The 6356-nt window shown below is 65.3% G+C and carries 7 protein-coding genes; 6 read left to right on the top strand and 1 reads right to left on the bottom strand.

The genetic code is table 11. The features are described 5' to 3' along the window. Positions 1–95 precede the first annotated feature (95 nt). Positions 96–743 carry a LemA family protein gene (locus FJW10_RS30245; RefSeq protein ID WP_140658702.1) on the bottom strand — a complete coding sequence of 216 codons (648 nt, stop codon included), beginning with the start codon at positions 741–743 and terminating at the stop codon, positions 96–98. A gap of 241 nt (positions 744–984) precedes the next feature. Between FJW10_RS30245 and FJW10_RS30250 the strand changes: the two genes are divergently transcribed. The 6 genes from FJW10_RS30250 (at position 985) to FJW10_RS30275 (ending at position 6246) form a co-directional block, all read left to right on the top strand. Beyond that, entirely contained in the window at positions 985–1236 is a 252-nt protein-coding gene (locus FJW10_RS30250; protein ID WP_140647049.1) for a hypothetical protein, read from the top strand. A gap of 12 nt (positions 1237–1248) precedes the next feature. Then, positions 1249–2133, top strand: coding sequence for a pyridoxal kinase PdxY (pdxY, locus tag FJW10_RS30255; RefSeq protein ID WP_140832647.1), 885 nt, complete (start codon positions 1249–1251; stop codon positions 2131–2133). Beyond that, positions 2130–2894, top strand: a complete 765-nt coding sequence (locus FJW10_RS30260; protein ID WP_140902765.1) for a DUF429 domain-containing protein — start codon at positions 2130–2132, stop codon at positions 2892–2894. The genes pdxY and FJW10_RS30260 overlap by 4 nt, the downstream gene beginning before the upstream one ends. A gap of 147 nt (positions 2895–3041) precedes the next feature. Then, positions 3042–3683 (top strand): carbonic anhydrase, encoded by a 642-nt coding sequence (locus tag FJW10_RS30265; protein WP_140647046.1) that lies wholly within the window; start codon positions 3042–3044, stop codon positions 3681–3683. 10 nt (positions 3684–3693) lie between these two features. Continuing rightward, positions 3694–4110, top strand: coding sequence for a nuclear transport factor 2 family protein (locus FJW10_RS30270; protein WP_140902766.1), 417 nt, complete (start codon positions 3694–3696; stop codon positions 4108–4110). Between the two features lie 87 nt (positions 4111–4197). Further along, positions 4198–6246, top strand: a complete 2049-nt coding sequence (locus tag FJW10_RS30275) for a M3 family metallopeptidase (RefSeq protein ID WP_181177721.1) — start codon at positions 4198–4200, stop codon at positions 6244–6246. Positions 6247–6356: the final 110 nt, after the last annotated feature.

Raw genomic sequence — 6356 nt, forward strand, 5'->3', positions numbered from 1 at the left:
AATCTCCCCCCTTGCGGGGGAGATGTCCGGCAGGACAGAGGGGGGTGTGAAGGAACTCAAGGCCTGCAAGCTCGATTAAATCTCAGCCGAGGCTCTCACCCGCCCTGCTTGGTGGTGCTCGTGCCGAAATCGACCTTCGGCACCTGCATCTTGTCCTCTTCCACCGTGAAGTTGGCGTAAGGTTCGTTGCCGCGGAACCACAACGTCGCCCACAGCACCGACGGGAAGGTCTTCAGCGTCAGATTGTAATCCCTGACCGCCTGGATGTAGTCGCGCCGCGCCACCGCGATGCGGTTCTCGGTGCCTTCGAGCTGCGCCTGCAACGCCAGGAAGTTCTGGTTTGCCTTGAGGTCGGGATAGGCTTCCGACACCGCGATGAGCCGCGACAGCGCGCTGGTCAGCCCGGCCTGGGCATCCTGGAACTTCTTCAGCGCCTCGGGATCCTTCAGCGTGTCGGGCGTCACCGTGATCTGCGTCGCCTTGGCGCGCGCCTGGACGACCGCATCGAGCGTATCCTTTTCATGCGAGGCATAGCCCTTCACCGTCTCGACCAGGTTCGGGATCAGGTCGGAACGGCGCTGATACTGGTTGAGCACCTCGCTCCAGGCCGCCTTGGCGTTCTCTTCCGCCGTCGGAATGGTGTTGTAGCCGCAGCCGGCAAGCAGCGGCAGCACGAAAGCCATCATCAGGAAGGCAGGCAGATTGCGGAAGACGGAAGGTGGTGAGAGGCGCTCTGTAATCATGGTTGGTCCCTCGACAGAAGTTGCATGCGAAGCATTACCACAATCCACGCGTAAGAAAATGTCCGGCCGATGACGCCGATTCCGGCGCGGGCGCGAGCCACTGTGAATAGCCGCGCGAACAGGATTCCCTCTCTTCGTTTGACGCAATTCCGGTCGGAAGGCCACGGCGAAGTCGCCGAGTCTAAACGCTTCGCACTTTTCCTGGAATTGCTCTAAGCTCCGGGCAGGAAAGGGCAATTGCATGGCCGAGCGCCGGGACGACGAGACCGAATCGCGCCGCATCCTCGAACGCGTGGCGCGCGAGACGGCGCCGGGCGGCGCGTCGTTCATCGCACGCACGGCGAAGGACGCGCGCGACCGTGTCACCGCCGCCGATGCCGACCGCGCCGATCCCATCGAATATTGGGGAACCCGCATTGGCCGAACGCTCGGTTTCGTCATTGCCATTGGGCTATTGGCCTGGCTGGTGTATGCCGCCACACGTGGCGGCTAGGATTCAGATTCCATGAATGCAGAAAAAACCGACGCGCCGCGCGCGGTCATCGTCATCTCCAGCCATGTCGCCCGCGGTTCGGTCGGCAACCGCGCCGCGGTCTTTGCGCTGGAGACCCTGGGTTTCCCGGTCTGGGCGGTGCCCACCGTCATCCTGCCCTGGCATCCGGGCCACAGCCGGGCCACGCGCATCGTGCCGCCGCTCGATCAGTTCAAGGCGCTGATGGCCGATCTCGAGCGGGCGCCCTGGCTGGGCGAGGTCAGGGCTGTGCTTTCGGGCTATCTCGGCGAGGCGGGCCAGGCGGAAGCCGTCGCTTCCCTGGTCGCCGCCGTCAAGGAAAAGACGCCGAATGCGCTTTACGTCTGCGACCCGGTGATGGGCGATTCCGGCGGGCTCTACGTGCCTGAACCGACGGCCGTTGCCATGCGCGACAAATTGATGCCGATCGCGGATATCGCGACGCCCAACCGCTATGAGCTGGAATGGATGGCGGGCGCGCCGCTGCCCGACATCAAGGCGGTGACGGCGGCGGCGCTTCATGCCGGCCCTTCGACCATGCTGGTGACCTCGGCACCCGCAATGATGACGGGCGGCACCGGCAATTTCCTGCTCGATGGCAGCCAGGCGCTGCTTGCCGAGCACCGCGTGATCGAGAAGCCGCCGAATGGGCTCGGCGACCTGACGGCCGCCGTCTATCTGGCGCGCGTTCTCTCCGGCCAGGCCCCGGTCAAGGCGCTGCAATCGACCACCGCCGCGGTCTACGAGATCCTCGCCCGCACCGCCAAGCGCGGCGGCGACGAGCTGCAGCTCGAAACCGACGCGCAGAGCCTGTCGCATCCGATGGCCATGGTGCAACTGCGCCACCTGCTGCATCCGGGGCGGGACAAGCGGGCGTGACGCCAGACGGCGGCCTGGCCGGCGTCGATGGCTGCAAGGCCGGCTGGATCGCCGTCCACCGCGAAGCGGACGTCGCGCCGTCGGTTTCGGTCTTCCCGAGCTTCCAGTCGCTGCTCGACGCGCTGCCGAATGCCACCATCGCCGTCGACATGCCGATCGGCCTGCCGGATTTTTCGCGCAAGGGCGGCCGCGGACCGGAAGCGCTGGTCCGGCCTTTGCTCGGGGCACGGCAGTCGAGCGTGTTCGCTATCCCCTCGCGGGCGGCGCTCTATGCCGATACCAGCGACTTCACCACGATCGAGGCCTGGTATGCGGCGCACCGGCTGGCAAGCGCGGTGGCGACGGAGACCTCCGACCCGCCGCGCGGCGTTTCCATCCAGGCCTTCGGTATTTTCTCGAAGATACGCGAGATCGACCAATTGGTGATCGCACGGCCCGATTTGCGCGGCCGGGTGTTCGAATCACATCCGGAAGTCGCGTTCTGCCGGCTGAATGGCGGCGCGGCGATGACCTTGCCGAAGAAGATCAAGGGCGCGGTCAACCCGGCCGGCATGGAGGAGCGCAAGGCGCTGCTTTGCCGGCATGGCTACGAGAAAACCTTTCTCGACCAGGCAGCGCCACGAGGCGCCGCGAGCGACGATTTCCTCGACGCGGCGGCAATGATGCTGATTGCCGGGCGGATCGCCAGCGGCGAGGCGCGACCGTCGCCCGATCCGCCGCTGACCGACCGTTTCGGCATCCCCGTGGCCATCTGGGCGTGACGCATATCGGGCGAGCCATGATTGCCGCAACGATTGCGACGCAGCGATCCGCAATTCGGCATTGCCCGCGACCGGCTTTTGCCGTTAGAGGCTTTTTCCATCGCAACGAGCTGCCGCCTCCAACCTCCGGAAAGGCTCTAGCCGCCCATGCCCCATCTCCCCGAGCACCTGCTGAACGGCTACCGCAACTTCATGACCGGTCGCTATCCTACCGAAAGCGACCGCTACCGCTCGCTGGCGCGCGAAGGCCAGGCGCCGGAGACGATGATCGTCGCCTGCTGCGATTCCCGCTCGGCTCCGGAAGCGATCTTCGATGCGGGCCCGGGCGAGCTCTTCGTGCTGCGCAATGTCGGCAATCTGGTGCCGCCCTACGAGCCGGACGGCGAGTTCCATTCGACCTCGGCCGCGCTCGAATTCGCCGTGCAGAGCCTCAAGGTGAAGAACATCGTGGTGATGGGGCATGGCCGCTGCGGCGGCATTCGCGCCGCGCTCGACACCAATGCGGCGCCGCTGTCGCCCGGCGATTTCATCGGCAAATGGATGAGCCTGATCGCGCCCGCCGCCGAGACGGTGGCTGCCAGCACGATGATGACGGCAACCGAGCGCCAGACGGCGCTGGAGCGCATCTCCATCCGCTATTCGATCGCCAATCTCAGGACCTTTCCCTGCGTTTCGATCCTCGAAGGCAAGGGAAGGCTCTCGCTGCACGGCGCCTGGTTCGACATCTCGACCGGGGAGCTCTGGGTGATGAACAAGGACACCGGCGATTTCGAGCGGCCGGAGCTGTGACGGAGGGATAATGCCCCGAAGCCGGTGGAAGGTCTTTCTCGCGGCGACGCTGCTCATGTCCACGATCGCCCGCGCCAGCGCCGATGACGGCGCCATCATCGACCGCTGGTACTCGGCGCTGCTGGTCGCCGACCGCACCGAATTGTCCGACCTGCTTGCCGACGAGGTGCGCATGAAGCTCGACGACATCGGCGTCGTCCAGACCAAAGAGGACTTCATCGCCTCGATCGACGAATGGCAGGGCGCGGTCGCGGGCGCCGCGATCCGCCACCGCGTCGAAAAAAGCGAGGACGGCGAGACCACGGTGCTCGCCTGCTACGACTTCCCCAGCAACGACACGCTGATGCGCGAGACCTTCACCGTCGCCGGCGGCCGCATCGTCGCCAGCACCCAGACGGCGGTGGCGCAGGATTGCAGCGCCTATTGAGGCGAAGCCCGAGTTGCGCTGTACGCGACACCGCCCTACATCCGGGGCTGCCCTCCGCCTATCGAAACTCCCCGATTGGATCTGTCCATGTCAAAAACCGTCGACCTCGCCGCCCATCCGCTGACCGTCTGGCAGGGGCCGCTCGGCCTGCCGGATTTCTCGCGCGTCGGCGACAATGATTTCGGGCCTGTTTTCGATGCGGCGCTCGAGGCGCACCAGGCCGAGATCGACGCGATCGCCGGCAACAGCGAGACGCCGACCGTCGAGAACACGCTGGCCGCGCTCGAACTCGCGGGTGAGGCGCTCGACCATGTATCGTCAATCTTCTGGTGCCGCGCCGGCGCCCATACCAACGACACGATCCAGGCGATGGAGCGCGAGGTTTCGCCGAAGATGTCGCGGCATTTCTCGGCGATCTCGATGAACGAGAAACTGTTTGCCCGCATCGACGACCTCTACCAGCGGCGCGACAGCCTCAAGCTCGATGCCGAAACGCTGCGCGTGCTGGAGAAGACCTGGAAGGGCTTTGTCCGGTCGGGCGCGAAACTCGACGCCAATGGCAAGAAACGGCTCGCGGCCATCAATGAGGAGCTTTCCTCGCTCGGCACCAAATTCGGCCAGAACGTGCTGGCCGACGAGCGCGACTGGGCGCTGTTCCTCGACGAAGCCGATCTTGCCGGCCTGCCCGATTTCCTGAAGAGCGCCATGGCCGAAGCGGCCGAGATCCGCGGCCAGAAGGGCCGCTATGCGTTGACGTTGTCGCGCTCGATCTATGAGCCGTTCTCGACCTTTTCCGAGCGCCGCGACCTGCGCGAGATTGCGTTCAAAGCCTTCATAATGCGCGGCCAGAATGGCGGTGCCTCCGACAACACCGATGTCGTGCGCGACATGCTGAAGCTGCGCGCCGAGAAGGCGAAGCTGCTGGGCTACGGCTCGTTCGCGGCGCTCAAGCTCGACGACACGATGGCCAAGACGCCGAAGGCCGTGCACGACCTGCTCGATCCTGTGTGGGAGAAAGCGCTGGAAAAGGCCGCCGCCGACCGGAAGGAGCTGGAACGGCTGGCAGCGGAAGCCGGCAGCAACGAGAAATTCGCAGCGTGGGACTGGCGCTTCTACCAGGAAAAACTGCGTGCCGAGAAATTCGCCTTCGACGAGGCGGAGCTGAAGCCCTACCTGCAGCTCGAGCGGGTCATCGAGGCATGCTTCGACGTCGCCACCAAACTGTTCGGCATCACCTTCGAGGAGAAGAAGGGCATCGCCGCCTGGCATCCCGACGCGCGTGTCTTCGTGGTCAAGAATGCCGACGGCAGCGAGCGCGGCCTGTTCCTGGCCGACTATTTCGCGCGGCCCTCAAAACGCTCCGGCGCGTGGATGAGCGCGCTGAAGTCCGGCTACAAACTCGGTCATGGCGCCAAGCCGGTCATCTACAACATCATGAATTTCGCCAAGCCGCCGGCCGGCGAGGCGGCACTTCTGTCGGTCGATGAGGCGAAGACGCTGTTCCACGAATTCGGCCACGCGCTGCACGGCATGCTGACCGAGGTGACCTGGCCGTCGGTTTCGGGCACGTCGGTCAGCCGCGATTTCGTCGAGCTGCCTTCGCAGCTTTACGAGCATTGGCTGACGGTGCCGGCTGTGCTGGAAAAGCACGCGCTGCACGTGAAGACCGGCAAGCCGATGCCGAAGGCGCTGCTCGACAAGATGCTCGCCGCCCGCACATTCGGCGCGGGTTTCGCGACGGTCGAGTTCACCGCGTCGGCGCTGATCGACATGGCCTATCACGCGCAGCCGGACGCGCCTGCCGAGCCGCTTCGATACGAGGCCGATACGCTCGAAAAGCTGCATATGCCCGACACGATCGCGATGCGCCACCGCACCCCGCATTTCGGCCATGTCTTCGCCGGCGACGGATACTCAGCCGGCTACTATTCCTACATGTGGTCGGAAGTGCTCGACGCCGATGCCTTCTCGGCTTTCGAGGAGACGGGCGATCCCTTCAACCCGGCGCTCGCCGAGCGGCTGCGGGAGAACATCTATGCCGCGGGCGGCTCGAAGGATCCGGAGGAGCTCTACACGGCGTTCCGGGGGAAAATGCCCTCGCCGGAAGCGATGATGGTGAAGCGGGGGTTGGCGTGATTGGCTAATCTCCCACAAGGGGGGAGATGGCTGGCAGGCCAGAGGGGGGCGCTGTCCCGGCAGCCCATCCTTCGTCATTCTAGGGCGGAGCAAGGAGCGAAGCGACGCGC

It is taken from the genome of Mesorhizobium sp. B4-1-1 (genome assembly GCF_006439375.1).
Taxonomy (GTDB): domain Bacteria; phylum Pseudomonadota; class Alphaproteobacteria; order Rhizobiales; family Rhizobiaceae; genus Mesorhizobium.